Source organism: Longimicrobium sp. (assembly GCF_036388275.1).
Taxonomy (GTDB): domain Bacteria; phylum Gemmatimonadota; class Gemmatimonadetes; order Longimicrobiales; family Longimicrobiaceae; genus Longimicrobium.
On record NZ_DASVSF010000061.1, the window covers coordinates 24,406 to 50,142 of the forward strand.

The following is a 25,737-nucleotide window of genomic DNA, read 5'->3' on the forward strand; positions in this document are numbered from 1 at the left end:
ATCAACTATGGAGACGAAGCAGGAACGGGGACTTACGCAGGCGTTGATGACGGCCTACTCGCGGGCGAAGGCGGAATGCAAGTACAACGCGACCCGGTTCCTACAGATGCTATCGGAGCATGGGGGGCTGGAGACCGCCAGGATACTCCTGCACGCCCCCGGCGTTTCCGAGGGCTATTCGAAGCTCTTCGAGAAAGGTCGGTTGGATCTCACCGTGGAGTACGTTGTCCTCCAACCCGAGTGGCAGGACCTGTTTACTGCCGACGAACTCGCGACGGCAAGAAAGCGCCTCAAGGACTACGGCCTGGAGGTTTAGCCAGTATCTGGTCGTCGGAGGGAACATCGAATTCGTTCTGCGCCTCATACGTCTCGATCCGCTTCACCAGTAGGTCCAAGTGGTCACCGTCTGACGTGCCTCGCTTGGAGTCCATCAGCTCGTCCGCTCGCGAGAGCGCCGCTCGGTACTCGGGTTCTGTGCGGATCGGGTGAATCTTCACTGTCATCAGATCGTCTCCGCGTGATTCAGCCTTGGTGATAGATCCGCTTCTGAGCCGACCACCCATTGCTTCTTTCCACGCAGCACCTCGCGGATGAAGCTGCTTCCAGAGGCGATCCGGTCAGCCAGCTGCCCGGGCGTCATCTGCACCACGTTCACCTCGCGTCCGAGCAGCACGCCAACATCCAGCGTCCGCCTAGCCAGCCGGTCCTCGTCCACGCCCTCATCCAGAACGAAGACGTCGATGTCGCTGCCCTCCCGCGCATTCCCTCGCGCGATCGAGCCAAAGATGAATGCCGCGCCCACGCCGGCTACGTCGGCAAGCGCATTCCGGAGCACGTCGGCGGGGTCGGCCATGTGCGCGACCAACTCGCGCAGGGCTTTCCAGCGCGGGTTGCTCTCGACGAGCCCATAGCGCACCAGCCGTCCTTCTGGTCTGCGACGGATCACGCCGAGCAATTCCAGGCGCGCCAGTTCGGCGTTCAGCGAGCGCGGGGTAAGCCCCGTACGACGCTGGATTTCGCGCCCGTGCGAAGCATCGTCTGGATGCACCGCGAAATCGATGACCACGCGCGCCATGGCGCCTGACGCAAGGGTAGATGACAGGGCGTCGCTGCGCTTCGGTGTGCGCACCGCGTAGGAGGCGTGGTGCCTGGATGACGGCCGGGTCTGATATACTGCTGCACTCATGCTCTCTCCATGGTTCGCACGAAATTTGGGTGCATAGTGATCGGGCCGCAAGCCGTACCCGCACGGCATCTGCTTGATGTGGGGAAAATTCCCTCAGAGATGATTCGCTTCCCCGGACTCGGGCGGCGGTCTGGCGCGATATATTCATCGCGTACCCGAGCGCGCTTCCCGTCTTGAATCCGGATCCGAAGATGTCATCGAAAATCCGTATCCTGCTTGCCGACGATCACGCCGTGCTGCGCAGCGGGCTTGACGCCCTGCTCGGCCTGGAGGACGACTTCCAGGTGGTCGGGCAAGCGGCGGGCGGCGAGGAGGCGGTGGAAAAGACGCGCCTGCTGCGGCCCGACGTGGTGGTGATGGACCTGGCGATGCCCGGGATGGACGGGCTGGAGGCCACGCGCCAGATTGCCGCCCTGGAGATCGGCGCGAGGGTGCTGGTGCTGACCTCGCAGACCGAGGACGAGTTCCTGCTGCCGGTGCTGGAGGCGGGAGCGAGCGGGTTCGTGCGCAAGACCAGTGCGGACGTGGACCTGCTGACGGCCATTCGCACCGTCGCGGGCGGCGAGGTGTTCCTGTATCCCAGCGCCACGCGGGTGCTGCTGCGCAAGTACCAGCAGGCGCGCGAGCCGCAGGAAGTGGGGCCGCTCGACAAGCTCAGCGAGCGCGAGCGCGAGGTGCTTACGCTGACCGCCGAGGGCTACAGCAGCGCAGAGATCGGCAAGAAGCTGTTCCTTTCACCCAAGACGGTGGACACGTACCGCGCCCGGATGATGCAGAAGCTGGGGCTGACCCACCGCGCCGAGCTGGTGAAGCTGGCGCTGGAAACGGGAATGCTCAAGCCGGCGTAGCCAGGACTACAACGTTAGGAGCACCATGGCGCGGGTAACCAGCAAGGATTTTGCTGAGAGGCTGCGGCGCAGCGTCGAACAGGCGGTCGCGATCGAACAAGGGGAGCGGGAGGCGGGTTCCATTGTGCGGCGAAAGCTCGCCGGACGCGAAACCGTGATCGAAATGGCTCCGCAACTCGCGCCGGAAAAGACGAAGCCGGCCGAGTTGGCCTGACGCGGTGTCCCCCGTCTAAGCCGTGGACCTCGTGCGGCTTTCTCGCCATACGCACTGAGCCCGCTCGACCGAGTGGGCTCAGTGCGCTTCGTCGATGGCGGTCAGCACGTCGATGGGCGTGACGATGCCCAGCAGGATTCCGTTTTCCACCACCAGCGCGCGCTGCACCCGGTCGCGGACGAAGCGGCGGACCAGGCGGGGCAGGGGCTCGTCGGGGCTGATGGTGGGGCCCACCGGGCCCATGACGTCGCGAACGCGCAGGCGCTCCGGCGCGTTTCCAGAGCCCATGGACAGGCGCACCAGCTCCGTCTGCGACGCCACGCCCAGGATCTTTCCCGTCGGCGCGAGCACGGGGGCCGAGCGTACGCCCGACTCCAGCAGCGTCTGCGCAAGCTCCGGCAGCGTCATCTCGGGGACGACGGTCACCATCTGCATCCTCATGACGTCGCGCACCGTGGTCGCCCGCAGCGCCCGCGCGGCAGCCGTTTTCATCGCCTGCTTCTCCCCACTCGGTTGACCGTGCATGAGCGCGAGCCGGAGTTCGCGCGATCTGCCCTGAAGCTAGCCGCGCCGAGCGCCGCGCGTCGCCGGGAGGCGCAGGAACGCCGTGTGGGGAAGTTTCCGCATCCGCGCATCACGGGTCGGCCGGAGAGCGGACCAATCCTGTTCGCGCCGCTGACGGCAACCTAAGTTCTGGCCGACCGCGCACACGCAATCAAAGAGCTTGCATGACCGATCCGTCCCCCATCCGCGACGCGTCCACCGAAGAGCCCGGCCTCGTCCGGCTACTGCAAGTGGTGGCCGTGGCGGCGAACGAGTCCACCAACATCGAAGGCGCCCTGCAGACGTGCCTGGATGCTGTCTGCCGCCACACGGGCTGGCCCGCGGGACATGCGTACCTGGTTGATGCCGAGGGCGAGCTGGCGCCCACCGGCATCTGGCACCTGGCCGCCCCGTCGCGCTTCCCCCGGTTCCGCGAGGTGACGCGGCAGACGCGTTTCGCCGCCGGCCAGGGGCTGGCGGGCCGCGTCCTACGCACCGGCGAGCCGGGGTGGATCGAGGATGTGCGGCGCGACCCGGAGTTCGTCCGTACGGTGGCGGCGGAGGAGGGAATCCACTCCGCGGTCGCTTTTCCCGTGCTGGTGGGGCGCGAGGTGGCGGGGGTGCTGGAGTTCTTCGCCGACCGCCCGCTGGCGCCGGACCCGGCGCTGATGGGCGTGATGGCCAACGTGGGCACGCAGGTGGGCCGGGTGATCGAGCGCGCCCGGGCCGAAGAGGCGCTGCGGCTCTCCGAGGCCAAGTTCGCGGGGATCATCTCCATCTCGTCCGACGCCATCGTCTCGATCGACGAGGACCAGCGCATCGTCTTCTACAACCAGGGGGCCGAGCAGACCTTCGGCTACACGGCCGGGCAGGTGATGGGCGAACGCGTGGAGATGTTGATCCCGGAACAGCACCGCGCCGACCACGAGGCCCGCGTCCATGAATTCGGCGAGTCGCCCATCGTCGCGCGGCGGATGGGGGAGCGCGGGCAGATCTCCGGCTGCCGGTGGAGCGGTGAGGTGTTCCCGGCGGATGCGTCCATCTCCAAGCTGGAGGTAGGCGGCAAGCGCCTGTACACCGCCGTGCTGCGCGACGTGACGGAACGGGTGAGGGCGGAGGATGCGCTGGCCAGGCAGGCCCAGGAGCTGGCCCGCTCCAACGCCGACCTGGAGCAGTTCGCCTACGTGGCCTCGCACGACCTGCAGGAGCCACTGCGGATGGTGGCCAGCTACACGCAGCTGCTGGCGCGCCGCTACCGCGACAAGCTGGACGACGACGCCCACGAGTTCATCGGCTACGCGGTGGACGGCGTAACGCGGATGCAGGCGCTGATCGGCGACCTGCTGGCGTACTCGCGCGTGGGCAAGGGCGGCGGCGCGGTGGAACGGGCAGACCTGGAGGCGGTGTTCCAGCGCACGCTCGACGTGCTGCGGACGGCCATCGAGGAAGGCGGGGCCACGGTGACCGCCGGCCCGCTCCCCACCGTGGAGGCAGACCCCGTGCAGATGGGCCAGGTGCTGCAGAACCTGGTGGGCAACGGGCTCAAGTTCCGCGGCGCCGAGCCTCCGCGCGTGCACGTCTCCGCCGAGCGCACGGGCGGCGAGTGGGTGATCTCGGTGCGCGACAACGGCATCGGCATCGCGCCGGAGTACGCGCAGCGCATCTTCGTGATCTTCCAGCGCCTTCACACTCGGGCCGAGTACGCGGGAACGGGCATCGGCCTCGCCATCTGCAAGAAGATCGTGGAGCGGCACGGCGGCCGGATCTGGGTGGAATCCGCCGAAGGGCAGGGCTCCACGTTCTACTTCACCCTTCCCGCGGGAGACGAGGCGGAATGAGCGCGCGCACTGCGTCGCAGCCCATCGAGGTGCTGCTGGTGGAAGACAACCCGGGCGACGTGCGGCTGACGCGCGAGGCGCTCAAGGAGGGCAAGGTGCACAACAACCTGTCGGTCGCCCCCGACGGGGTAGAGGCGCTGGCCTTCCTTCGCCGCCAGGGCCGGTACGCCGACGCGCCCCGGCCCGACCTGATCCTGCTGGACCTGAACCTTCCCAAGAAGGACGGGCGCGAGGTGCTGGAAGAGATCAAGGCCGATCCGGCGCTGCGGACCATCCCCGTCGTGATCCTCACCACCTCCGAAGCGGAACGCGACATCGCCCGCGCGTACGACCTGCACGCCAACTGCTACATCACCAAGCCGGTGGACCTGGACCAGTTCATCACGGTGGTGAAGTCCATCGAGGACTTCTGGTTCACCATCGTAAAGCTGCCGCCCGAGCCGCGGCCGTGAGCGAGACCGTCCGCATCCTGCTGGTGGAGGACAACCCGGGGGATGCGCGCCTGCTACGGGAAACGCTGCGCGAAGCCCACTCGCTGTCGTTCGACCTCGTCCACGCGTCGCGATTGTCCGAGGCGCTGGAGCTCGTCGCCACCGAGGCGCCGGAGGTGGTGCTGCTGGACCTTTCGCTTCCCGACGCGCACGGGATGGAGACGGTGGGGCGGATGCTGGACGCCGCGCCGGAGGTGCCCATCATCGTGCTGACGGGGCTGGCGGACGAGAGGGTGGCCGTGCAGGCGGTGCAGTCGGGCGCGCAGGACTACCTGGTGAAGGGCACGGTGGAGGGCGGCACCCTGGCCCGCGCCATCCGCTACGCCATCGAGCGCAAGCGGCTGGAGGGCGAGCGCGCGCGGCTGCTGCGCAACGAGCAGGAGGCCCGCGCCGCCGCCGAGGCAGCGGTGATGGCGCGCGACGAGGTGCTGCGCATCGTGGCCCACGACATCGGCAACTCGCTGAGCGCCGTGAAGATCCACGCCAGGGTGCTGGAGCGCACCCTGCCCGCGGACGAGGTGGACGCTCGGAGTCGCATCGAGTCCATCCGCCACCTCACCCAGCAGATGGACCGGCTGCGGCAGGACCTGCTGGACGTCGCCGCGATCGAGGCGGGCCGCCTTTCGTTCGAGCCCGCGGAGCTGGACGTGGGGGAGGTGGTGGACGACGTGCTCGCCGGCGTCGCCGGGATGGCTGGGGAGAAGGAGATGGAGGTGAGTGCGAGCATCGGCGCGGATCTCACCGCCGCGTGGGCCGACCGCGAGCGCATCCACCAGGTGCTCTCCAACCTCGTCGGCAACGCCATCAAGTTCACGCCACAGGGGGGCCGCGTCCTCGTCACGGCCGTGGCGGAAGACGGCGAGATCCGCGTTTCCGTGGCCGACACGGGGCCGGGAATTCCGCCCGAGCACCTTCCGCACGTCTTCGACCGTTTCTGGCAGGCGCGCAGCACCCGGCGAGCGGGCGCGGGCCTGGGCCTGGCGATCGCGCGCGGGATCGTGGAGGCGCACGGCGGCGAGATCGGCGTGGAGAGCGAGCCAGGGCGGGGAACCACCTTCCACTTCACGCTGCCGCTGGCCTGAACGCCCGCGGTTCACCAGCCCGGATCGGCCTCCTCAGCGTGGACAGGCGATCATGGACAGGAGGTCGGCGGGTGTGGGCGTCTGGCGACGGGCCGTCATGTGCGCCACGAAGGAAGTCGTGTACACCTGCACGACTCGTCCCCCACCGATCACGTCCACGCGGAAGAGCTCCTGCGGGTTCAGGAGCTCCATCTCGAACCAGCCCCCGAACGCCGGCCGCTCGTCGATGATGATGCAGACGCGCGTCGGCGCCCCGCGAATCACCACGCAATCCTGCGGGCCGTCGCCGGGTTTCGCCAACGCGCCGCACGATACGCCTGCGAAGCCCATCCGCGCCCGCACGAACTCCTTGGCGTTGGGATAGCTGCTCGACCTCAGCTCGTTCGCATCGAAGCCGCGAGCCGCGGCCCCGGAAGAATTCATACGGCGCTCGAACCGCCGCGACTGCACCTGGATGGCCTCCATCACCAGCGGTTCCACTTCCAGCTGCACCTCGAGTTCCAACCCCTCTTCTCCCACGCGCCATACCGCCACGCGGGAGCGGTAGCCGATGCGGGAGACCATCGTCTCGTGGTCGCCCGGCGGAACGTCGCGCACGGTGAACACGCCGTTGGCATCGGCCAGCGCCACCCCCGGCACGGTCGAAACGCGAACCTGCGCCCCGGGCAGCGGCGCCAGGGTCGCCGCGTCCACCACGCGGCCCAGCACCACGGCTCCGCCGGGCGACGCCGCGGGAGCGCTGGTCTGTTCGCCCGTCTGCGCGCGTACGGGCGAGGAGGCGGCGAGCGCCAGCGCCGTCACGATCCCGAACCACCGGAGGTGAGTGAAGAACTCGCGAAATCTCATCGGAACAAACATTGGGAGGGAGCGCGGGGGCTTCGATTGGGAGCACATAAGATAGGCGGGCCATGGGATGTGTCCAAGTCCCACGGAGGCGCGGTCGGCGTGGAGACGCAGAACAGCAGAGGACCCACCCGCGGGTCCTCTGCTGTTCTCTCTCTGCGGCTCTGCGACTCTGCGTGAGGGTGCAGTTGCTCATACGAAAGCGGAGCGGGGAGCCCTGATCGGGCTCCCCGCTCCGTGCGCGCGTCCGGTAAGGAGGTCGCGTACCTGACCCTGTCGTCCGTCGTTCCTTCAGGCCCGCATGAATGACCCGGGACGGCGCCCCCGAGATGCCGTGGATCAGAAGGCGATCACGCCCTCGATCAGGAACCCGTTGAACTTGCCGCCGTTGCGGATGTCCGTGGCCGCGAACCCGTCGTACTCCTGCGTCACGTATTCCACCTTGGTCAGCAGGTTTCGCGTCAGGAACCACCCCGCCGAGAGGGCCGTGCGCCGCACCTCCAGGTCCTTTTGCCCCGCGAAGTCGCCGTTCACGCGGTTGTAGCGGGCGCCCACGTACAGCTGGTCACGGAACAGGCGGTACACCACGTCACCGGCCAGCTGATTCACCTCGCGGCGCTCCGCCTCGGCGGCCGTCTTGCCGCTGGCCCGCTCGATCACACCGAAGACCTCCAGGTTCCCGAACTCCACGTAGGGGTTCAGCTGCACGGCGCGGATCTCGTTGCTGAACCCGGGGTTGATGCGCCCGTTGGTGAACGCGGTGCCCTGGCGCAGCGTCGAGCTGTCTTCCATCACGCCCCAGTAGTGCGAGCCGGTGCGGTCGCCGCCGTACAGCGTCACCGCGGGCGACGACTCTGCCGTGTACATGCTGCCCGTCAGGCGAAGGCGCAGGGCGTCGGTGAACTGGCGGTCGAAGCCCAGCTTGCCCAGGAAGGCGGGCGAGGCGTCGACCGCGCCCTCCTTGATGTTGCCCTTGTTCTCGCCCGTCGTCACGCCGCCCAGGACGAACGAACCCATCGGTCCGCGCAGCATCACCTCGGCGCCGATCTCCGTCGTGAACGCGTCCAGGATGTAGTTCTCGACGAACGGGTTGCGAAGCGCGTTCCCGTTGTCGGTGCGGCGGAAGTGCGCGTCGCCGTAGTTGATCTCGAAGTGGCCGGCGCGGATCGTCGTAAACTCCATGATCCGGTTCAGCACGGGCACGTCGAAGGGCGAGGCGTCGATGGTGGCGAAGCCGCCCTTCACCCAGAACTCGTTGTGGTGGCGGCTGGCCATGTAGCTCTCCAGGTCTACCCGGATCCCGCGCGCCAGCTGCACGCCGATGTTCAGGTTGGCGTTCGCCAGGCTGAAGCCGGGGCGGATCTCGCCCAGCACCGTCTTCGCCGCCGGCGTGGCGGTGTTCTCGTGGTCCAGCGACTGGAAGGTTTGCGCGAACGCGCCGCCGATCTGCATGCTGAGGCCGTTGAACTCCAGCCCCTGCTTGGGCGCCTCGAACTGGCCGATGGCGCCGGCCGCCGGCGAGCCGACCGTGACGACCGCCATCGGAACGGCGGCGGCGGGCGGGGTGGTGTCGGCCGGGGTGGCCACGCCGCCGCCGGGGATGTCCTGCGCCGCGAGGGGGCCGGCCACCAGGGCGGCCGCGATCAGCAGCGTACGATTGAGGGTTTTCATCGAACTTTCTCCGTCAGCCGGAGTCTCCCGTCCAGCGGGGGCGCGGAGGTGCGCCCCCGTTCACTGCCGCGGCGAGCCTGTCCGCCGCCCGATCATCGTTCAGGGCCTCAGCACCACGTCGAAGCCCACCGTCACCGGCGCGTGCACCCTCATGGTCCCCGCCATGAGCCGGGGCGGCTGCACGCCGAAGTCCGTCATGGTGATCCGCTCGCTGCCGCGCACCCGCAGCGCGTTGCCTTCGCGCGCCGCCGTGCCGTCGATCGTCACCTCGCGCGTCTGGCCGGCGATGGTCAGCTGGCCGGTCATCGCCACGGCGCCCTGCGTGGGGCTGCTGGGCGTCACCCGCACCGAGGTGGCGCGGAAGCGGATGCTGGGGTTCTGCCCGGCCTTGAGGGCGCTCCGCATGTGGGCGTCCATCGTCCGGTTGCCGCAGTCCAGCGTCTGCACGGGGATGGTGATCTCGCCGCGGGCCTGGCCCACCTGGCTCAGCTCGGTGCCGGCCGCGTCGGCGGTGCCGGCCACCTGCGTGCTCTCGCAGCGGTAGCCGCGGACGGTGGACGTGCCCTCGACCCACACCTTGCTGCCGTTGCCGAAGGTCAGCGTGGCCGCCGACGAGGCGAGCAGCGCCGGGGTGGCGATCATCAGGGCTGCGGCGAACAGTTGGTTGCGCATGGTGCTTTCTCCCGTTGCGCGGCCGGCGATCTCATCCGCCCCCGGCCCGTGGCGGGGAGGGGCGCCGTTGCGTCCCTCCGACTGCAACCAAGCTACGGCATGGCAGGGGGGCGGATTGTCGGGTGTGTCGTGGAAACGCTGTGGGGCGCCAGGCGCGCCGCGGTGTGGTCCGCGTTGATGGTGCCGATCGAGAAATCCCTGACACGGGGCCCAGGCGGGGGAACGAAGAAGCGGACCACCCCGGGGAAGGACGGTCCGCTTCGGATCTCCGGCGACGGACTTCAGCGGCTGGCGATGCCACCCGGGGTGGCGCACCCGCCGGTGCCGGACTGCAGCGACAGGACCACGCGCCCGGCCCGCGGCACCGACGACTCCATCCGCACCATGATCCTGCGCGCATCGTCGGTTAGGTGCACCTGGATGATGCCGTCGCCGCCGTACCGGTTGGGGTCGCGCACCCGCAGCTCCACCTCGATCGTCCGGAACTCGCCCGCCGGCACGCGCACGGTGCCTCGCCCGATGACCCGCACGGTGACCGGGTTGCGCCCCGGCTCGTAGTGGCGGTTGAGCGTGTAGGTGTCGCCGTCGTCCAGGCGCAGCGTCCGCAGCACGTACAGGAACGAGAGCTCGTCCAGCGGGGCCGCCGTCGTCATGGCGCCGCCGGTGCCGTTCAGCCCCTGCCAGCGCCGCGCGGCCAGGTCCATCCTCACGTCCTGCGTAGCCGACGACACGGGCGAGCGTTCGCGCTTGGCGTAGCGCACGCTGGCACGCGTCGCGGGATCGAACCACGACGTGGTCTGGTCCGTGACGCTGACCGGCCCCAGGCGCCCGTTGAAGTCGAAGCGCAGCAGCCACGTGCTTCGCCCTGCCTCGCGCGCCGGCCCTTCCACGTACATCGTTCCGGTGCCCACCCGGCCCAGGCGGTTGCTGCCGCGGTACACGCACCGCTCGCCAGGCGCAAAGGGCAGCCCCGGCTCCACGGGCTGCGACCCGGCATCCGGTGCCGCCGCCGCCGCGACGAGCAAGGCGACCAGCAACCTCCCCGCGCTCCTGTCGATCCACCGTGACGCAATCATGCGGTCCGTCCCTGCCGTGATGCCTGCGCGAGCGAAGGGCGCGCGCCTGTACACGACGCTACGCCCGCGCGACGCGGCGCGGGTCCGCCGCTGGCCGAAACCGGCGTGGGGCGCATCCCCCTCCTGCGGGTGGGGAAGCCCTACACCTGGCGCGCCGTTGCCGCCGTCCCCCGGCGCGTTCCATATTCCGCGCCTCTGATCGGCACCGAATCGCACAGACCCATACATCGTGGCTCCCAACGCGGTCCGCCTTCTCCTTGGCCTCGAGCTTCGCCGGCTGGCGGACCCCGTCCGGCATCCGCGGCCGGGTGCGTGGATCGCGGTGCTGCTGCCCGTGGCGCTCGGCATCGCGGCACTGTGGCTGGGCGCGGAGTCGGTGCGGCCGGACGCGACGAATGGCGACGGGGCGATTGGGCTGGGCCTGCTCGTCTCATCGCCCATCGCGTTCTGGACCTATCCCGTCCTCTTTCGCCCGGCGGACGACGCGCTGCTCCGGCGGCTGGGGATTCCGCCACGCGCATCGTACGCCCTGCGCGCCCTCCGCCTGCTGGCGCTGACTCTCGCGGTCGTGCTGCTGTTGATGGTCCCATACGCCGCGACCGGCGTGCTGGGCACGGTGCCGATCGCGGAGGCGCTCGCCGCCGGTCTCGTGGCGTGGGGCGCCGCGCTATTCGGGCTGAGCGGGGCGGCCATGCGCATCGTCACGCCCGGCCGGCGGGTGGAGCTGACGTCCCGGATGATGGGTCCCGATCCCGAGCTGGTGTCGGCCGGTCCGCTGGTGTGGGCGCCCCTGCCGCCAGTGATCGCGGGGGCGTTCGCGGCGCGGCTGGTGCTGGTGGGCGCGCTGCCGCCCCTCGGGTGGACGGCCTTGCTCGCCGCTGGCGCGCTCGGGCTCGCGTGGCTGGGCGCCGGCCGGTTCGCGCGGGCGCTGCCGCGGTTCGGCCCGCAGGCGAACGAGATGGCGTACGCGCCGCCCCCGCGCGCGGGTGAGGCGGGGCTGGTGATCGGGCGAGGTCTGGCGCGGGTGCTGCCGCGGCGAGCGGGCGCCGTGCGGGCGCGCGACGCCGCCGTGGTGTCACGCCGGTTCCGCTGGGCGGGGCGCATCACCTGGCCGGTGGCGATCATCTGCGTGCTGGCGCTCCTCCGCGCGGGCGAGAGCGCCGCCGTGCAGGGATGGGTGACGGGGGCCGGCGCGCTGGTGCTGGCGATGCACGCCGCCGCGCTGATCGGGCTGGGGCGGCTGGAGCGTGGGGGAATGCGGTGGATGGACCGCACGGTGGGGCTGACCGCGCGCGACCGGCTGCTGGGGCGCTGGGCCGCGGCGTTCGGGATGGCGCTGCCACTGGCGGCTTGTGTGGGGATCACCTGGGGATTGATCGTGCCCGATTCGAGTGGATGGATGTGGCTGCTGGCCGCCGCGGCGAGCGCGGCGGTGGGCTCGGCGGCGTCGCTGGCCGCGGCGGGGCGATGATGGGCGACGGATCTGCGCCGCTGGCGGTAGACGGGCTGCGGAAGGCGTACCGCAAGCGCGACGTGCTCGACGGCGTGACCTTCGCGCTGAAGCCCGGCGAGGCGGTGGCGCTGCTGGGGAGCAACGGCGCGGGAAAGAGCACGCTCCTGGGCTGCATCACCGGCGACCGGCTGCCGGACCGGGGCACCGTGCGGCTGTGCGGGCACGACCCCTTCACGGACCTCGCCGCCGCGGCGCAGTGTATGGGATTCGTCCCCGAGCAGCCGTTCCTGTATCCCGAGCTGACGGTGGGCGAGATGCTGCAGTTCGTGGCGGCGGCGCGCGGGATGGATGCGGGCGAGGCCGGCAGGGAATCGGCGCGGCTGCTGGAGCTGCTCGGGCTGGCCGGCGCGGAATCCACGCTGTGCCGCGAGCTGTCGCAGGGGATGGGGCGCAAGACGGCGATCATCGCGGCGCTGCTGCACGGCCCGAAGGCGATCCTGCTGGACGAGGCGCTGAACGGGCTGGACCGCACCTCCGCCGAGCGGCTGACGGCGGAGCTTGACGCCCGCCGCGCCGAGGGAGCCGCGGTGCTGCTGAGCAGCCACGACCTGGATTTCGTCGGATCCTGGTGCAGCCGCGGCCTGATGCTTCAGCCGGGCGCGCAGTGGCGGATGCTGGAGGGCGAGGAGTGGGAGGCGTGGCGCCGCGCACCATCACTGGAGCGAGCCCTCCCCCGGCCGCGCTGACACGGATCAAGGTGTGGGCAGGCAGGCCCGGTGCGAGGGCGGGGCCCCCCATCCCCAGCCCTTCCCCCGCAAACTGCGCGGGGGAAGGGAGCCAGTCTGGTGCGCGCGGCCAGCCGAAGCGCAATTCAGGTCTCCCCCTCCCCTGCGCAGCGGGGAAAGGGGGCCGGGGGGAGGGGGCTCCCGCGGCATGCGATGCGCCCTATCGAACCCCGATCGAAGTTCCCCCCTCTCCCGGCGCAGTTTGCCGGGGGAGGGGCCGGGGGAGGGGCCACCCGGCCGAATGCGCCGACATCAGCCCGAACCGAAACGGGCTGTCGATATTTCACTTACGACGGAGTAGTACCCGATGACCAGACGTACCCTGACGCTCACGATCTTCGCGCTGCTGGCGTTCGTATCCGCCGCGTGTACCGGCTTCAAGCGCCCCGAGATCGAGCTGGAAAACGTGGAGATCGGCAGCCTGGGCCTCACCGGCGGAACCGTGCTGGTGAACGTCCGCGTGACGAACCCCAACCCCATCGGCGTGCGCGCCGAAGACCTGCGCTACGAGCTGTTCATCCGCGCGCCCCGGGACAGCGCCAACGAAAACGCCTGGCAGCGAATGAGCAGCGGCACCTACAACGAGCGCATCGAGGTGGGCGCGCGCCAGAGCCGCACCGTGCAGGTGCCCGTCGACTTCCGCTACTCCGAGCTGGGCGACGCCTTCCGCTCGGTGCTGCGCTCCGGGCAGATCAGCTACCGCGCCAACGGAACGGTGCGGGTGCGCGCGGGCGGCGCCAGCCGCGAGGTGCCCTTCCGCAAGACGGGCTCGGTGATGGTGCTTGGGGGCCGATGACCATCGTCCGGCTGCAGAACGCGGGCAAGCAGTACGGCGACCGCTGGGTTTTCCGCAACGTCTCGTTCACCGTCGCCGAGCGCGAACGCTGGGGGATCGTGGGCCGTAACGGTGTGGGCAAGACCACGCTGTTCCGCACGATGACGGGTGAAGAGGAAACGACGGAGGGTGAGGTGTGGCGCCATCCCGGCCTGCGCTTCACCCTGCTCAAGCAGAACCGGGGCGAGCAGAGCGCGGCCACCGTGCACGAGGCGGCGCTGGAGCCCTTCGCCGACCTGGTGGAGATGGAACGGCGCATCGCGGGCGAGCTGGAGCAGCTGGGCGCCGAGCCCGACCCCGCCGAGGCGGGCCGCCTGCTGAAGTCGTACGACAGGCACGTCGAGGAATTCCGGCGCCGCGGCGGCTACGAGATGCGCTCCCGCGCCGACGCTACGCTCGAGGGGCTGGGTTTTCCGCAGGACACCTGGGAAAAGCCCATCCGCGCCCTCTCCGGCGGCGAGCTGGGCCGACTTCGGCTCGCGCAGACGCTTCTCGCCCAACCCGACGTCCTGTTCCTGGACGAACCCACCAACCACCTGGACCTGCGCTCCACCGAGTGGCTGGAAGAGTTTCTGCGCGGGTACCCGGGCACGGTGATGGTGGTGTCGCACGACCGCGTGTTCCTGGAGCGGCTGGCGGACCACGTCCTTCACCTGGAAGAACAGACGGCGTACCCGTACACGGGCGGCTACGAGAGCTTTCTGGACCAGCGCGAGGCCCGGCGCGAGCTGCAGCGCAAGCAGTTCGAGCAGCAGCAGGCGCACATCGCCCGGACCGAGGCATTCATCCAGAAGTTCATCGCCGGCACGCGAACCAAGCAGGCCAAGAGCCGCCGCACGCTCCTCAGCCGCCTGGAGCGCGTGGGCGCGGTTGGGCGCGACGAGAAAGCGATGGGGCTGCAGTTCGCGTCCGGCGGGCGCAGCGGCGGGGTGGTGATGAGGGTGGACGGTGTGCAGTGCGCCTATGGTGAGCGCGTGCTGTTCTCGCCATTCAGCGCGGAGGTCTCTCGCGCGGAGCGGATCGCGCTCGTCGGCCCGAACGGCTGCGGCAAGTCGACGCTGATGCGCGTGCTGGCGGGCGTCGCACCGCCGGAGCGCGGCTCGGTGACGATGGGAACAGGGGTGCGGCCGGCATACTACCGCCAGGACTTCACGCACCTGAACCCGGACAGGAAGATCCGCGAAGAGGTGGCGGAAGCGGCGCCGTCGCTCACGTTTACCGAACTGCGCAGCCATCTGGGCCGCTTCCTGTTCTCGGGCGACGAGCAGGAGGCGCGCGTGGGCGACCTGTCCGGCGGCGAGCAGGCCCGGGTGGCCCTGGCCAAGATCACGCTGCAGAAGGCCAACCTGCTGCTGCTCGACGAGCCCACGAACCACCTGGACATCGAGAGCCGCGAGGTCCTGGAAGATGCGCTGGAGGGATACGAGGGCACGGTGATCCTCATCTCCCACGACCGTGCCATGCTATCGTCCATCTCCACCCGCGTGTGGGCATACGAGGACGGGCGCTTCGTCGATTATCCGGGCACCTTCGACGAGTGGCTGGAGTGGAGCGCGCGCCGCAAGGCCGAATCCGCGGCCACGGCGACGCTCGCCCGCGCCGCCGAGCCGAAGGGCGCCTCCACGGGCTCGCCGTCCGCGGGCGGGGCGATGTCCAAGAACGAGATCCGCCGCCGCGAGCGCGAAATGCAGAAGCTGGAGGCGCGCATCGCCGAGATCGAGGAGCGCGTGGGTGAGATCGAGACAGGCCTGGGCGATCCCGCCCTGTACGCCGCCGGCTCCGACCCGTCGCGCCCCCAATCCTTGGCCGCCGAGCGAGACCGCCTGACGGCCGAGCTGGCCGAAAGCTACGCCGCGTGGGAAAAGGTTGGCGAAGAGCTGGCCGGCGTGTAGATTGCAGGTCGGACACTCTGGACGACGGATCGGCGTCGCCGCCTAGGCTTGCCGGCCCGCACTGCACCTGGGATGAGTCATGCGGAGATACGCGGCCGTCATCGAAAAGTCGCCACATACCGGTTTGTACGTTGGCCACATCCCGGGATTTCCAGGGGCGCATGCACAGGGTGAGACCATCGCGGAGTTGACGGCCAACCTCAATGAAGTCGTCGAGATGCTGATTGAGGATGTCGAGCCGCGGGTCGGCGTGTAGATTGCGGGATCGTACACTGTGGACGGAGGTGCTGTCATGGCTTTTACGATCTCGGACAAGCTGCTCCTGGCGACGAACCTGACGGAGCAGGAGCTGGCGACGGAGATTGCCACCGTCCTGTATCACCGTGGCCGGTTACCTGTCGCGGCTGCCGCGGGAGTCGCACGCATGGGCAGGCTGCAGTTCCAGCATCTGCTCGCGAGCCGTGATGTCCCGGTGGACTGGGCCGATCCCATTGACGCCAATGCTGGTTCCGGCATGTGTGCCGCCGTGGTCAGGGAAGATTTCCTGGATCCCGGCGATGGCTTGGGAGCAGCTGTCATCCCTGACAAAGTGATGGCGGCGGCTGGATTGACGGATGCCGACCTGGCCACGGAACTGGCCGTCGTGCTCTATGAGCGCGAGAAGCTGTCCCTCGGCCGCGCGGCTGAACTGGCGGGCATGAACAAGTGGGTATTCAACGATCTGCTCGCCGAGCGAAACATCCCGATGCACTACGATGAGCGGGAGCTGGCGCGGGATTTCGCGACCGTGCGCAGGCTCGTCGCTCGGTGATCGTCGTCAGTGACTCGTCACCACTGATCGCGCTCGCTCGAGTCGGCCAGCTTCACCTGCTCCAGATTCTGTTCGGAGAGGTGCTCGTCCCGGGCGCGGTCTGGGACGAAGTCGTTCAGGTGGATCGACCGGAAGTTGCCGAGATTCTATCTGCAGATTGGGTGAGGGTCGTCGCCGTCGCGGACGATTCCTACCTGCTCGCCCTGCGAACTGAACTCGATCGCGGAGAGGCGGAGGCAATTTCCCTCGCCGCCGACGTACGCGCCGACACGCTCCTGCTGGACGAGCGTAGCGCACGTCAACTGGCAGTCAGCATGGGTTTGCAGGTCATCGGCGTGGTAGGGGTCCTCAAACTGGCCAAGCAGCGCGGATTCATTCCCGAAGTCCGCCCGGTGCTGGATCAACTCGTAATGGTGCTGAGTTTCCGGCTGGGAAAGTCGTTGTACGACCAGACTCTTCGCGACGCGGGCGAACTCTGACCTGCTCGCGCTGGCCCCTCCGCTCGCCGCCGTCTATCTTCCCGCGACTCACAAGCCCTTTCGCCGCCGCAAGCTCTCGTCGCCCGGCGGCGGCTGTCGTCCCGGTAGATGCTGATGCGTGCTCGTTTGCTGATCGTTGGTCTTCTTTTCCTTCCGGCCGCCCTCACCGCGCAGGACCGGACCGTTCCCCTCGATACGGTGCAGGTGACGGCGGCATCGCGCGCCGCGGCTGAGCTGGTGGCCGCCACGCGTGGCGTGGAGGTGATCACCGCCGAGCAGATCCGCGCGCTGCCTGCCCGCACCGTCGCCGACGTGCTGGAGTGGGCGCTGGCCGTGGACGTGATGCCGCGCTCCCCCGCGCTGGCCGACGTGGCCGTGCGCGGCGGGACCTTCGAGCAGGTTCTGGTGATGGTCGACGGCGTTCGTGCCAGCGACGCGCAGACCGGCCACTTCGACCTGAACCTGACGGTGCCGCTGGACCAGGTGGAGCGCATCGAGATCGTCCGCGGGCCGGCGTCGGCGTTGTACGGCGCCGACGCGGTGGGCGGGCTGATCCACGTCGTCACGCGGCGCGAGGGCGCGGGTGCCAGGGTGCGCGCGCAGGCGGGATCGTGGGATACGCGCTCGGCCGCGCTGTCGTACGCGACTCACGTGGGCGGGGTGCGGGCGGACCTTGGCGGCGAGTGGCAGCGTTCCGACGGGCATCGCGCGGGGACGGACTACGAGGTGGCCAGCGGGCGCCTGGCCCTCTCGATGGCGGTCGGCCAGTGGACGGTGAACGCCGACGCGGGGCACGCGGCGCGCGACTTCGGCGCGGACGGGTTCTACGGTCCGTTCCCATCGTACGAGGAGACGCGCACCACGACGGGAACGCTGGCCCTGCGCGCGGGCCCGGAGGCGCGGTTCGCCGTGGAGCCCACGCTGAGCGTGCGGCGCCACGCCGACGACTTCATCCTGCGCCGCGCCGACCCCTCGTTCTACCGCAACCAGCACACGAACCTCCGCTGGGGCGGTGAGGTGATGGCGCGCTGGCGGGTGCCGAGCGGGCTGCGGCTGGCCGGCGGCGGCGAGTGGTTCAGCGACGAGTTGGAAAGCGCGCGCCTCGGCGACCGCGCCGAGCAGCGCGCCGCCGCGCTGGTGGAAGCCGCGGCTGGCCGCGTGGGACGACTTTCCGCCACGGCTGGCGTCCGCGCCGACTGGCACGAGCGCTACGGGACGGAATGGTCGCCGTCCGCCGCCGCGGCGTGGTGGCCCGCGGAGGGGGTTCGGCTGCGGGCATCCGCCGGACGGGCATTCCGCGCGCCCACGTGGACGGAGCGGTACTACCAGGATCCCGCGAACGTGGGCGATCCCAACCTGAAACCCGAGCAGTCCTGGAGCGCCGAGCTGGGCGCCAGCGCCTTCGTGGCTCGCGGCGTGCGGCTGGGAGTCGCGGGCTTCGTGCGCCACGCCGACCAGCTGATCGACTGGGCCAAGCCCGACGGGGCGGCCGACCAGCCCTGGCGCACGCGCAACGTCGCGGACGCGCGCTTCCGCGGCATCGAGGCCGAGGCGTCGTGGGCGGGCCCGCTGGGCGTCGCGTGGAGCGCCACGGGCACGTGGCTTTCGTTCACGACGGACGCGGCGGAGGGATTCACCAGCAAGTCCGCGCTGCGGCCGGTGATGGAGAACGTCACCTTGGGCGCGCGCCGCACGTTCGCGGACCGGCTGAACGTGTCGCTCCTCGGCCGCCGCGCGCGACGCGTGGGCGAAGAAGCGTACCTGCGGCTGGACGCGCGCGCCTCGTATGACATTCGCGCCCTCCGCGTTTTCGCCGACGTGCAGAACGCGACCGACGCGGACTACCTCGACATTAGCCGCCTCGCCGCCCCGGGCCGCGCTGTGATGATCGGGCTGGAGTGGTTGGGCGGCCGGTGATGCATGATGAACATGAGGTGCTTCTGAACTGGAGACGCGCATGGACTTCGAAATTGAGATCGATCGCGAGGAGGACGGCCGGTGGATCGCGGAAGTGCCGTCGCTCCCTGGCGTAATGGTGTATGGAGACACGCGCGCGCAGGCTGTCACCAAAGCCCAGGCGCTTGCGTTGCACGTCATCGCAGACCGGATCGAACATGGTGAGGCCGCTGCGGATCCTCTGCGGGTTACGATCCAGGCTGCATGAGCGAGTGGCCATCGGCGAAAGCCAAGCGAGTGTTGGGCGCACTGCTGTGCATCGGATGGTCGATTGTGCGGGAACGAGGATCGCATCGTACGCTTGTTCGTAACGGCTGGTCCAACATCGTTTTCTCGTTTCACGACTCGGACGAGATCGGCCCGAAGATGCTCGCCCGACTCTCGAAGCGGACGGGGCTCAGGCCCGACGACCTGTAACCTCTACACGACGGGACTACCATCACCACGCGAGATCTGATCGAACTGGCCGCGCCGACGGAGCAGGCCATCCTGGTGGCCGCTCCCTCCAAGCAGCAGACCGCCGAGGTAACCGAGGAGCACCTGGAGGAGCTCGCGCGCCTGGCCGACACCGCCGGCGTGGAGGTGCTTGACACGTTCGTCCAGCGCCTGGACTCGCCGCACCCCAAGTTCTACATCGGCGAGGGGAAGGCCGAGGAGCTGAAGCAGCGGGTGGAGGTGGCGGGCGCGACGCTCATCATCATGGACGACGAGCTTTCGCCGGCGCAGGGGCGCAACCTCGAGAAGCTGCTGGGCACGCGCATCATGGACCGCGCGGAGCTGATCCTGGACATCTTCGCCACGCGCGCCCGCACCAGCGAGGCGCGTGCGCAGGTGGAGCTGGCGCAGCTTCAGTACATGCGGCCGCGCCTGACGCGCATGTGGTCGCACCTTTCGCGGTCGCGCTCCGGCCCGGGCATGCGCGGCCCCGGCGAAACGCAGCTGGAAACCGACCGCCGGATGATCGACCACCGCATCACCCGGCTGAAGGACGAGCTGGAGCGCGTGGCCCGCACCCGCGCCACGCAGCGCAAGAGCCGCGAGGGCCAGCTCCGCGCCTCGCTCGTGGGCTACACCAACGCGGGCAAGTCGTCCATCCTGCGGGGGATTTCGGGAACCGAGGTGTTCGTCGAAGACCGGCTGTTCGCCACGCTGGACCCCACCACGCGCGCCATCGAGGTGGGCGAGGGCGCCGAGGTGCTGCTGACCGACACGGTGGGGTTCATCCGCAAGCTTCCCCACCACCTGGTCGCTTCCTTCCGCGCCACCCTGGAAGAAGCCGCCGAGGCCGACGTGCTGCTTCACACCATCGACGCGTCCCATCCGCAGTGGGAAGAGCAGATGGAGGTAGTGACGGAGGTGCTGGGAGACCTGGGGCTGGCCGAGCGCCCGACCGTGCTCGTCTTCAACAAGATCGACCGCCTGACGCACGCCGAGGAGCAGGCGCTACGCGAGCGGTCGTTCGGAAGCGCCCGCTCCATCTTCGTCAGCACGGTGGAGGAGGGACGGCTGGAGCCGCTGCGCGTGCTGCTTCACGAGGAGCTTCAGAAGATCCGCCCGGACGTGCGGCTGACGCTGTCGTCCTCGCACGGGGGCCTGCTGGCGGAGATCTACCGCGACGGCGAGGTGCTGGAGCGCGAGGACAAGGGCGCCGAGATCCACATCCGCGCCCGACTGTCGAAAGCCTCCCTCGGCCGCCTGCGCACACGCGGCGTGAAGATCTACGGCTGGGGGTGAATCCATGGGCGATTGGGAATCGCGCATCACCGTGGAGCCGGGGAAGAAGCGCGGGTTTCCATGCATCCGCGGGATGCGCATCTCCGTTCGGAACGTGATGGAGTACTTGGAAAGCGGGATGACCGAGGATGAGATCCTGAACGACTTCCCATACCTGGAACGGGAAGATCTCGATGCGGCGCGGCGGTATGCTGCCCGGTACGGAACCGGTCCCACCAATCCGTGGAGCTCGTTCGCGGGAGATCGCCTGCGTTGAACACGCACGCGGCAGAGCGGCTCGGGCACCTGTGGATCATCGGCGCGGGGCGGACGGGGCTGGCGCTGGGGCTGCGGCTGCACCGGGACCAAGCGGTCGATCGATTGACGGTCACGGGGCGGCGCGCGTCCGCGCCCGACCATCCGCTCTTCGGTGAGGCCGGCGCGGCGTATCGCCCGGCGCTGGACGGCGTGCCGGAGGGGATCAGCGGCATCGTAATCGCCGTCCCGGACGGCGCCATCGCCGAAGTGGCGGACCGCCTCGCGTCCCTGCATCCATCCCCCGAACTCCCCGTCCTGCACACCAGCGGCAGCCGGTCGATGGAGGTGCTGGCGCCACTCTCGGCACTGGGTCACGCGGTGGGCTCGGTGCATCCCCTGGCCGCCATCTCCGACCCGGTGGACGGGGCCGATCGCCTGGCCGGCGTGTCGTGGGGGGTAGAGGGCGACGGTGCGGCGCTGGACCTGGCGGAGCGGATCGTCGCGGCGTGCGGGGGACGGGCGTTGCGGATCGCGCCGGGCGGGAAGCCGGCGTACCATGCGGCGGCCGTGTTCGCCAGCAACTACGCGGTCGCTGTACTATCGCTGGCCGAGGGGCTGATGGAGCAGGCCGGCGTGCACGCCCGGGACGCGCGGCCCGCCCTGACGGCGCTGGCCGCGGGCGCGGTGGAGAACGTGGCGGCGCGCGGCCCGGTGGCGGCGCTCACCGGGCCCATCCTGCGCGGCGACGTAGAGACGGTGGCGCTTCACCTGGAACGGTTGTCGGCGGCGGAGCGCCCGTTATATTGCCTGCTCGGGCGGGAGGCCCTGCGGCTGGCGCGGCTGGCCGGGGTGGATCCCGCGGCGGCGGCACGGCTGGCGGACCTGCTGGGAGGGGCGGAGTGAGGCTTTACGTCAACATCGACCACGTGGCCACGGTGCGGCAGGCGCGCGGCACCGACGAGCCGGACCCGGTCCGCGCCGCCGTGCTGGCCGAGCTGGGCGGCGCCGACGGAATTACCGTTCACCTGCGCGAAGACCGCCGCCACATCCAGGACCGCGACGTTCGCCTGCTGATGGAAACGGCGCGGACGGTGGTGAACCTGGAGCTGGCCGCCGCGTCGGACGTGCTGGCGCTGGCGGAGGAGTGGAGGCCGCACCAGGCCACGCTGGTTCCCGAGCGGCGCGAAGAGGTGACCACCGAGGGCGGGCTGACCTTCGCGGGCGAGGGCACGCGGGGGTGGCTTGGCGAGGCTGTGCGGCGCCTGAAGGACGCGGGAATCCGCACCTCGCTGTTCATCGACCCCGACGCCGAGTCCGTCCGCGCCTCGCTGGAGCTGGGCGCCGACGCCATCGAGCTTCACACGGGCGAGTACGCCAACGCCCGCGGCGCCGAGCGGCACGACCAGCTTGGACGCCTGCGCCGCGCCGCCGCGCTGGGCCGCTCGCTGGGGCTGGCGGTGCACGCCGGCCACGGCCTTACGTACGAGAACGTGGCACCCCTGGCGGCCGTGGAAGAGATCGAGGAATTGAACATCGGCCACTCCATCGTCAGCCGCGCCATGTTCACCGGCATGGAGCGCGCGGTGCGCGACATGGCCGAAATCATCCGCCGCGCCCGCCGCTGACCCGCCAGATCAATCCCATGGCCCAACCGCTCAGCGAATACTTCGCGCTGGAAGCCGGCGAGTTCCTGGACCAGCTCGACGCGCTGCTGGCCAGCTCCGAGCGGCCGGACCCCATGCGCTTCTTCCGCCTTGCCCGTGGCGTGCGCGGCAGCGCCCAGCTTGCCGGCGCCACGGCCATCGCCACGGTGGCGGAGCGGTTGGAAGACGGCGCCCGCGCCATCCGCGACGGCGTGCTCCCCTGGTCGCCCGAGGTGCGCGACCGCGCCCGGGCCACGGCCGGCGACCTGCGCGCGCTGGTGATCCGCTTCGGCGCCGACTGGGCCGCGGCGGACGACGATCGCGCCCGCGCCGCCGCCGATCGCTGGATCGACGTGGCCGGCGCGCGCCGCGAGACCGGCCAGCAGGCGCCCGGCGACGAACTGTTCGGCTTCGTACGGCGCGAGATCACCGGGGTTGTCGCCGAGCTCGACCGCGTGCTCGGTGAGCTGCGCGAGAACCCCGAGGCGCGCGACCCGCTTCGCGTGGTCCTGCGGCGGATGCGTCCCGTTCGTGGCGTGGCGGGGATGGAGGTGTTGGCCCCCGTGCTGGAGGGACTGGAGGGGATCGAGGACACCGCCCACGAGATCCTGGGCCGCGCCTCCGCCGTCAGCGCCGCCGAGCTGGAGCTGCTGGGCGCCGCCCGCGATGCATTGGATGCCGCCGGCCGCACGCTGGCGAACGGGGAGCCGCCGGGCGACTCGGCCGAGCTGGTGCGCATGCGCGAGCTGCGCGACCGCGCCGACGACGCGCAGGACGCGGGCGACACCGACGTGGTGCCCATCAGCCGGCTGTTCGCGGACGGCGGCGTGGGCAACCTGGTGTCGTCGCCCATGGCGCCGGTGCCGGGCGAGGGCGGCGGGGCCTCCCCCGAGGTCGAGCAGTTCCTGCGCATCGAAGGCACCGGATTTCTGGACCGTGCCGAGGGGCTGCTGGCCAGCCTTCCCGCGCGCCCGCGCCGGTTCGGGCGGATTGCGCGCGAGGTGGCGGAACTGGCGGCCTCCGTGCGCGAGCTGGCGACCACCTACGGCGTGGCGGGGATGTCCGCCGCGGCAGACCTAGCCGCTACGCGCGTCGGCGCGTCCACCACACCCGACGAGGCGCGCGAGGCCCTGCGCACCCTCCGCTACGCCCTTCCCGGCGCGCCGCCCCCGCCCGCCGCGGAATCGCTGCCGGCTCCGGACGTCGCCGCGCAGCCGGCGGAGCCCGCCGCGACCGCCGCCGCACCCGCGGCATCCACGCTGGCGGCCGAGGAGGAGGGCGTCGTTCCCGTGGAAACGCTGCTCTACGATCCCGGCGACGCCTTCCGCGTGGCGCTGAGCCTGCGCGGCCGCATCGAGCAGCTGGCGGCCGGGGAGAACGGACCGGCGCTGACCGAGGCGCTGGACGAGCTGTTCGGCCTGGTGCAGCTGGCGATGGGGGCGCCGTCGTGACGGGGCCGTGCCGATGAAGAAGCACCTGAAGACGGTCGTCGGGGTTGCGGCGACCGTCTTTTTCCTGTGGCTGGCGCTGAAAGACGTGGAGTGGGCGGACGTCTGGAGGCACCTGCGCGAGGCGGACCTGCTGCTGCTGGGCGCGGCCGTGCTGGTGTCGACGGTGGGAATGCACATTCGCGCCATGCGCTGGAAGCCGCTCCTGGACCCGGTGGCGCCGGGCATCGGCTGGAAGCCGCGCATCGCGGGTGTTTGCATCGGCTTCGGCGCCAACAACGTGTTCCCCGCGCGGCTGGGCGAGTTCGCCCGCACCTGGGTGCTGGCGCGCCAGGCGAACGTTACCCTGAGCGCCGCGTTCGCGTCGCTGGTGCTGGAGCGGGCGCTGGACGGACTGGTGATGATCGCCTTTCTGCTCCTCGCCATGTCACTGCCCGGGTTTCCCGAGCTGGCAGCGGGCGGCCCGGTGGATTTGCAGGCCACCGTGCGCGTGGTGATGGCCGTCTTCGCCGTGCTGATGGGAGCGCTGGTGTGGATGGCCTACTTCCCCGCGCGCGCGGCGTCGGTGGCGGAACGAGTCGCGGTCGTTCTACCCTCCGCCTTCCGCCGGCCGCTGGTCGACGCGTTGAGGGCGTTCCTCGCTGGCCTGCACGTGCTGAGGAATCCACGCCTGCTGGCCGTATCCGTGGCGTGGGCGCTCTTCCAGTGGGCGTTCCTCGCCGGCTCGTTCGTGCTGGCGTTCCGCGCGTTCGGGATCGACGAGCCGGGGTACGTGGGCGCGCTGTTCCTGCAGTCGTGCATCGCGCTTTTGGTCTCCGTCCCGTCCGGGCCCGGGTTCTTCGGGCCGTTCGAGGCGGCGAGCGTGTGGGGGCTGGGGCTGTGGGGGGTGGACAAGAGCCGCGCCGCCTCGTTCGCCATCGGGTTTCACCTGGGCGGATGGTTCACGGTTACGGGGCTGGGCGTGTACTACGCCGCGCGGCTGAACCTGCGCTGGCGGGACCTGCGCCGCAGCGAGACGCGTGTGGAGGAGGCGGTGGAAACGGATCCGACGCTGAACCCCCATGCCCGCCCCCACTGAATCCGTCACCGTCAGCGCACCGGCGAAGGTGAACCTCTTCCTCCGCATCCTGGCGCGCGAGGAAAGCGGGTACCACGGGCTGGAGACGCTGTTCTGCGCAGTGTCGCTGGCGGATAGGGTCACCGTCCGCCGCGGCGCGCCGGGAATCCGGCTTGTAGTCGAGGGTGGCGTGGATACCGGCCCGCCCGAGCGAAACCTGGCGGTTCGCGCGGCGGAGCGCTTCCACCGCGAGCTGGGTGAGGCCGCGGCGGTGGAAATCCACCTCACCAAGCGCATCCCCTCCGCGGCGGGGCTGGGGGGCGGATCGTCGGACTGCGCGGCCACGCTGCGGGCGCTGAACGCTCTCCATGGGCAGCCGTTCGACCGCGCCGCGCTGCTGGGGATGGCGATCGAGCTCGGCAGCGACGTTCCCTTCTTCCTCTGCGGCTCACCGCTGGCCCTGGCGTGGAGCCGCGGCGAGCGCCTGCTGTCCCTGCCGCCCCTTCCCACGCATCCAATAGTAATCGCGCATCCTGGCGTGGCGATGGCGACGCCGGACGCGTTCCGCCGCGTGGCCGAGCAACGGGGCGGGGGATACCAGCCCCGATCCAGATCCATCCCGATCGAGCAGTTGACGGACTGGAACGCCGTCGCCGCGCTGGCTGAGAACGACTTTCAGCCCGTCGTCGCCGAGCAGATCCCGCTGATCGCCGAAGCCGTGGATGCGCTCCGGGATGCCGGCGCATCCGTCGCGCTGATGGCGGGAAGCGGCTCATCCGTGTTCGGCGTGTTCGGCGAGGCCGCGGAGCGCGACGGGGCGATGGAGCGCCTGCGCGGGATGGGGATGAGCGTGTGGGCGGCGGAGACGCTGGAAAACGAGCCGGACGTGCGGGTTGACCCGATTGGCGAGGTGGGATAATTTTCGGCGTGCGTAGCGCTTAGT

29 protein-coding genes are annotated in these 25,737 nt (G+C 70.2%); 23 read left to right on the forward strand and 6 right to left on the reverse strand.

What is annotated here, in order from left to right; genetic code table 11:
* The first annotated feature begins 7 nt into the window (after positions 1-7).
* Positions 8-316 carry a hypothetical protein gene (locus VF632_RS13785; RefSeq protein WP_331023487.1) on the forward strand — a complete coding sequence of 103 codons (309 nt, stop codon included), beginning with the start codon at positions 8-10 and terminating at the stop codon, positions 314-316.
* 186 nt (positions 317-502) lie between these two features.
* Here the strand turns inward: VF632_RS13785 and VF632_RS13790 are convergent, their stop codons facing one another.
* Positions 503-1,186, reverse strand: coding sequence for a nucleotidyltransferase domain-containing protein (locus VF632_RS13790; RefSeq protein ID WP_331023488.1), 684 nt, complete (start codon positions 1,184-1,186; stop codon positions 503-505).
* A 191-nt stretch (positions 1,187-1,377) separates the two neighbouring features.
* Between VF632_RS13790 and VF632_RS13795 the strand changes: the two genes are divergently transcribed.
* Both VF632_RS13795 and VF632_RS13800 read left to right on the forward strand, forming a co-directional pair.
* The gene (locus tag VF632_RS13795; protein WP_331023489.1) at positions 1,378-2,034 is read left to right on the forward strand and encodes a response regulator transcription factor; all 657 of its coding nucleotides are present in this window, start codon (positions 1,378-1,380) and stop codon (positions 2,032-2,034) included.
* 25 nt (positions 2,035-2,059) lie between these two features.
* Complete coding sequence (locus tag VF632_RS13800; protein ID WP_331023490.1) at positions 2,060-2,248, forward strand: hypothetical protein; 189 nt, start codon at positions 2,060-2,062, stop codon at positions 2,246-2,248.
* A gap of 78 nt (positions 2,249-2,326) precedes the next feature.
* Here VF632_RS13800 and VF632_RS13805 read toward each other — a convergent pair whose 3' ends face one another.
* The gene (locus tag VF632_RS13805) at positions 2,327-2,740 is read right to left on the reverse strand and encodes a cyclic nucleotide-binding/CBS domain-containing protein (RefSeq protein ID WP_331023491.1); all 414 of its coding nucleotides are present in this window, start codon (positions 2,738-2,740) and stop codon (positions 2,327-2,329) included.
* A 236-nt stretch (positions 2,741-2,976) separates the two neighbouring features.
* Between VF632_RS13805 and VF632_RS13810 the strand changes: the two genes are divergently transcribed.
* Genes VF632_RS13810 through VF632_RS13820 form a run of 3 tightly spaced genes read left to right on the forward strand, consistent with a single transcriptional unit; the run spans position 2,977 to position 6,202 of the window.
* Positions 2,977-4,629: a sensor histidine kinase gene (locus tag VF632_RS13810; RefSeq protein WP_331023492.1), complete on the forward strand. Its 1,653-nt coding sequence runs from the start codon at positions 2,977-2,979 to the stop codon at positions 4,627-4,629.
* On the forward strand, positions 4,626-5,081 hold the full coding sequence (locus VF632_RS13815) for a response regulator (RefSeq protein WP_331023493.1): 456 nt from the start codon (positions 4,626-4,628) through the stop codon (positions 5,079-5,081). The genes VF632_RS13810 and VF632_RS13815 overlap by 4 nt, the downstream gene beginning before the upstream one ends.
* On the forward strand, positions 5,078-6,202 hold the full coding sequence (locus tag VF632_RS13820; RefSeq protein WP_331023494.1) for a sensor histidine kinase: 1,125 nt from the start codon (positions 5,078-5,080) through the stop codon (positions 6,200-6,202). The genes VF632_RS13815 and VF632_RS13820 overlap by 4 nt, the downstream gene beginning before the upstream one ends.
* A gap of 33 nt (positions 6,203-6,235) precedes the next feature.
* Here VF632_RS13820 and VF632_RS13825 read toward each other — a convergent pair whose 3' ends face one another.
* The 4 genes from VF632_RS13825 to VF632_RS13840 form a co-directional block, all read right to left on the reverse strand.
* The gene (locus VF632_RS13825; RefSeq protein ID WP_331023495.1) at positions 6,236-7,048 is read right to left on the reverse strand and encodes a carboxypeptidase regulatory-like domain-containing protein; all 813 of its coding nucleotides are present in this window, start codon (positions 7,046-7,048) and stop codon (positions 6,236-6,238) included.
* Between the two features lie 336 nt (positions 7,049-7,384).
* The gene (locus VF632_RS13830; protein ID WP_331023496.1) at positions 7,385-8,716 is read right to left on the reverse strand and encodes a hypothetical protein; all 1,332 of its coding nucleotides are present in this window, start codon (positions 8,714-8,716) and stop codon (positions 7,385-7,387) included.
* Between the two features lie 99 nt (positions 8,717-8,815).
* Positions 8,816-9,388 (reverse strand): YceI family protein, encoded by a 573-nt coding sequence (locus VF632_RS13835; RefSeq protein WP_331023497.1) that lies wholly within the window; start codon positions 9,386-9,388, stop codon positions 8,816-8,818.
* A gap of 281 nt (positions 9,389-9,669) precedes the next feature.
* Positions 9,670-10,464: a DUF3108 domain-containing protein gene (locus VF632_RS13840; RefSeq protein WP_331023498.1), complete on the reverse strand. Its 795-nt coding sequence runs from the start codon at positions 10,462-10,464 to the stop codon at positions 9,670-9,672.
* A 229-nt stretch (positions 10,465-10,693) separates the two neighbouring features.
* Here VF632_RS13840 and VF632_RS13845 point away from each other — a divergent pair, with 229 nt between their 5' ends.
* The 17 genes from VF632_RS13845 to VF632_RS13925 all read left to right on the forward strand — a co-directional run bounded on the left by VF632_RS13845 (position 10,694) and on the right by VF632_RS13925 (position 25,713).
* Positions 10,694-11,935, forward strand: coding sequence for a hypothetical protein (locus VF632_RS13845; protein ID WP_331023499.1), 1,242 nt, complete (start codon positions 10,694-10,696; stop codon positions 11,933-11,935).
* Positions 11,932-12,663, forward strand: a complete 732-nt coding sequence (locus tag VF632_RS13850) for an ATP-binding cassette domain-containing protein (protein WP_331023500.1) — start codon at positions 11,932-11,934, stop codon at positions 12,661-12,663. Before VF632_RS13845 ends, VF632_RS13850 begins: the two co-directional genes overlap by 4 nt.
* A 346-nt stretch (positions 12,664-13,009) precedes the next feature.
* Positions 13,010-13,498: an LEA type 2 family protein gene (locus VF632_RS13855; RefSeq protein WP_331023501.1), complete on the forward strand. Its 489-nt coding sequence runs from the start codon at positions 13,010-13,012 to the stop codon at positions 13,496-13,498.
* Positions 13,495-15,429: an ABC-F family ATP-binding cassette domain-containing protein gene (locus tag VF632_RS13860; protein ID WP_331023502.1), complete on the forward strand. Its 1,935-nt coding sequence runs from the start codon at positions 13,495-13,497 to the stop codon at positions 15,427-15,429. Before VF632_RS13855 ends, VF632_RS13860 begins: the two co-directional genes overlap by 4 nt.
* A gap of 79 nt (positions 15,430-15,508) precedes the next feature.
* A complete protein-coding gene (locus tag VF632_RS13865; protein ID WP_331023503.1) occupies positions 15,509-15,685 on the forward strand; it encodes a type II toxin-antitoxin system HicB family antitoxin in 177 nt (58 codons plus the stop codon).
* Positions 15,686-15,721: 36 nt separating this feature from the next.
* Positions 15,722-16,240, forward strand: coding sequence for a UPF0175 family protein (locus VF632_RS13870; RefSeq protein WP_331023504.1), 519 nt, complete (start codon positions 15,722-15,724; stop codon positions 16,238-16,240).
* Positions 16,237-16,719 (forward strand): DUF3368 domain-containing protein, encoded by a 483-nt coding sequence (locus VF632_RS13875; RefSeq protein WP_331023505.1) that lies wholly within the window; start codon positions 16,237-16,239, stop codon positions 16,717-16,719. Before VF632_RS13870 ends, VF632_RS13875 begins: the two co-directional genes overlap by 4 nt.
* Positions 16,720-16,833: 114 nt before the next feature.
* Entirely contained in the window at positions 16,834-18,636 is a 1,803-nt protein-coding gene (locus tag VF632_RS13880) for a TonB-dependent receptor (protein WP_331023506.1), read from the forward strand.
* Between the two features lie 40 nt (positions 18,637-18,676).
* Complete coding sequence (locus VF632_RS13885; RefSeq protein WP_331023507.1) at positions 18,677-18,883, forward strand: type II toxin-antitoxin system HicB family antitoxin; 207 nt, start codon at positions 18,677-18,679, stop codon at positions 18,881-18,883.
* Positions 18,880-19,092 (forward strand): type II toxin-antitoxin system HicA family toxin, encoded by a 213-nt coding sequence (locus VF632_RS13890; RefSeq protein WP_331023508.1) that lies wholly within the window; start codon positions 18,880-18,882, stop codon positions 19,090-19,092. The genes VF632_RS13885 and VF632_RS13890 overlap by 4 nt, the downstream gene beginning before the upstream one ends.
* A gap of 75 nt (positions 19,093-19,167) precedes the next feature.
* A complete protein-coding gene (gene hflX / locus VF632_RS13895) occupies positions 19,168-20,409 on the forward strand; it encodes a GTPase HflX (RefSeq protein WP_331023509.1) in 1,242 nt (413 codons plus the stop codon).
* A gap of 4 nt (positions 20,410-20,413) precedes the next feature.
* Positions 20,414-20,665 (forward strand): DUF433 domain-containing protein, encoded by a 252-nt coding sequence (locus VF632_RS13900; protein ID WP_331023510.1) that lies wholly within the window; start codon positions 20,414-20,416, stop codon positions 20,663-20,665.
* Positions 20,662-21,549, forward strand: coding sequence for a DUF2520 domain-containing protein (locus tag VF632_RS13905; protein ID WP_331023511.1), 888 nt, complete (start codon positions 20,662-20,664; stop codon positions 21,547-21,549). The genes VF632_RS13900 and VF632_RS13905 overlap by 4 nt, the downstream gene beginning before the upstream one ends.
* A complete protein-coding gene (locus VF632_RS13910; RefSeq protein WP_331023512.1) occupies positions 21,546-22,271 on the forward strand; it encodes a pyridoxine 5'-phosphate synthase in 726 nt (241 codons plus the stop codon). Before VF632_RS13905 ends, VF632_RS13910 begins: the two co-directional genes overlap by 4 nt.
* A gap of 17 nt (positions 22,272-22,288) precedes the next feature.
* Positions 22,289-23,740 carry an Hpt domain-containing protein gene (locus VF632_RS13915; RefSeq protein WP_331023513.1) on the forward strand — a complete coding sequence of 484 codons (1,452 nt, stop codon included), beginning with the start codon at positions 22,289-22,291 and terminating at the stop codon, positions 23,738-23,740.
* Positions 23,741-23,753: 13 nt separating this feature from the next.
* A complete protein-coding gene (locus VF632_RS13920) occupies positions 23,754-24,815 on the forward strand; it encodes a lysylphosphatidylglycerol synthase transmembrane domain-containing protein (protein ID WP_331023514.1) in 1,062 nt (353 codons plus the stop codon).
* Positions 24,799-25,713: a 4-(cytidine 5'-diphospho)-2-C-methyl-D-erythritol kinase gene (locus VF632_RS13925; protein WP_331023515.1), complete on the forward strand. Its 915-nt coding sequence runs from the start codon at positions 24,799-24,801 to the stop codon at positions 25,711-25,713. The genes VF632_RS13920 and VF632_RS13925 overlap by 17 nt, the downstream gene beginning before the upstream one ends.
* Positions 25,714-25,737: the final 24 nt, after the last annotated feature.